Annotated in this window: 3 protein-coding genes; 1 reads left to right on the top strand and 2 read right to left on the bottom strand. The window is 69.3% G+C overall.

Annotation, left to right across the window (positions count from 1 at the left end; all coding sequences use genetic code 11):
• Positions 1–656, top strand: a 656-nt coding sequence (locus AB0J67_RS40870) for a hypothetical protein (RefSeq protein WP_363491171.1), incomplete at its 5' end; no start/stop codon positions are given.
• 1 nt (position 657) lies between these two features.
• Here AB0J67_RS40870 and AB0J67_RS40865 read toward each other — a convergent pair.
• Both AB0J67_RS40865 and AB0J67_RS40860 read right to left on the bottom strand, forming a co-directional pair.
• Positions 658–1,590 carry an ABC transporter permease gene (locus tag AB0J67_RS40865; protein WP_363491169.1) on the bottom strand — a complete coding sequence of 311 codons (933 nt, stop codon included), beginning with the start codon at positions 1,588–1,590 and terminating at the stop codon, positions 658–660.
• On the bottom strand, positions 1,587–1,760 hold the full coding sequence (locus tag AB0J67_RS40860; RefSeq protein ID WP_363491167.1) for a hypothetical protein: 174 nt from the start codon (positions 1,758–1,760) through the stop codon (positions 1,587–1,589). Before AB0J67_RS40860 ends, AB0J67_RS40865 begins: the two co-directional genes overlap by 4 nt.
• Between the last annotated feature and the right edge of the window lie 117 nt (positions 1,761–1,877).

The raw sequence follows: 1,877 nt of genomic DNA, 5'->3' as shown, positions 1-1,877 counted from the left end.
CGTCGCCGCCCTGGTCTCCGACCGCACCATCACCTGGTGAAACGCCCCGGAGCGGCCCATCACGCGACCTCAACTATTGCGCACAAGATCGTAAGTGGCGGAAAGACATCAACGCGCCGGCGGCCCTGGTAACAGGCAAGATCGCCCGCGCCGCGGTCGATGCGGCACCGCTTGTACAGACGCCGTCAGGAGCAGCCATGAACGACGAGACCACAGAAGCCCTACGGGGTCAGCTGCTCGACCTCGCCCAGCAAATGGCCCAATGCAACAGCGCCGCCGATGCCTTCGAACTGGTTCAGCAGATCGCGATGCTCGCGGATACGAAGCAGGCTGCTCGCGCGAGCCTGCTCACCTGCGCTCAGATCGCCAACAACCTGATGGCGGTCAACGAGACCGGCCCGCTCGTCATACCAGCCGCCGGTGATCTCGCACGGCTCGCCCCGGACCTTGAGCAGGAGCTGCGAGACGCCGCTACCGGCGTCAACGCGCTCATCTACGCCGTAGCGGCCGGGCAGCCCGAGTTGACCGAAGCCGCGCTGACCTACCTCGGCTGCGGCCACACGAGCACACAGACAAAAGAAGAAGAGTATGTTGTCACCGCGTTAGGGCTGATGCTCAAGTTCATCGGCGGCAACCTCCAGATGCACGGCATCTGACCTACCGGCTGGCCAACCGATCACCCTGGCCACCGCGACGGGCCGGGGTGACGAGCCTGGCCCCCATGGTAGTAGCCAGATCAGCCCCGTTCGGCGGCGTCTCGTCGCCGTTGGCGACCAGGTGAGCGAGGGTCGCGGCCAGCCCGAGCACGATCACCGGCAGGCAGGCGACGGCGGTGGTGATCTGCCACGGCGCGGACGTGATGCCGTTGGCGGCCATCAGGTGGTAGGCGACCTGTCCGGCCATGCCGACCAGCAGCGCGACGATGGTGGACCAGCGCGCGAAGTCACGCGCCCGTGCCGGGATGCCGCTGGTCATCCACACCTTCAGCGCGTACGCCGCGTACGCCTCCATGCCCAGCGGCAGGGTGATCGCGGTGTTCAAGCTGAAGTCGTCGGCGATGCCGGGCAGCGGTTGGACCGGTCCGAACCCGGTGAGCTTGCCCAGCTCCACCCATCCGGACCAGATCCCGACGAACGCGCCCAGGCCGATGATGAACACCGGCCAGGACCGGATGCGCCGCTTCGGCCGCGCCACCGTGACCGGCGCGGCGGCGGCCGTCTCGGCGATAGCCGGGGCGATCTTCGCGCCCAGGTCTGCGTCAACCGCCGTCTGCGGCGACGCCGGGGCCTTGATCGGCTCGGCGGGCACGTCCGGCACCGGTTCCGGCGTCGGGGCCGAGGCGGCGGGCTCGGCCACCGGCACCGGCTCCACCACCGGGGCGGCGGGGGCTGGGGTGGTGATGCGCTCGGCCGGGGCGGGGGCGGGGGCGGTCAGGGTGGCCAGCAGCGCGCGGGCCTTGTCGCTGCCGACCTTGAACCGGGCCTTGGTGGCGTTCTGGGAGGGCGTGGTGCCCAGCTCGGCGGCCCACTTCTGGAAGTCGTCGACCAGGTCGGCGACGGCCACGGGGTACGCGCTGGTCGGTGCGGTCATCTGATGCCTCCGGTGAGTGGGTGGCGGCGCTCGGCGGTCGCGTACACGCGCACCACGCCGGGCCGGGAAGTCGGGTAGGGGTCGGACACGTCAGTCAAGTTCGTGGTGCCGTCCAGAACGGCCAGCAGCCCGGCAACGTCGCCGGTACGGCCGACCAGGCGCACCTGCACCGACCCGTCCAGCTCGGCGATGTCTAGCCTCGGTCTTTCACGAGTAGTAGATCTTGTCGCGCATTCGGATACGTGATTACGCCTGTCGGTTCCTGCTGGTGACGGGCATGCTGCTGG

The sequence above is a fragment of the Catellatospora sp. NPDC049609 genome (genome assembly GCF_040675365.1).
Classification (GTDB): Bacteria; Actinomycetota; Actinomycetes; order Mycobacteriales; family Micromonosporaceae; genus Catellatospora.
This window is presented reverse-complemented; position numbering and strand designations above follow the sequence as displayed.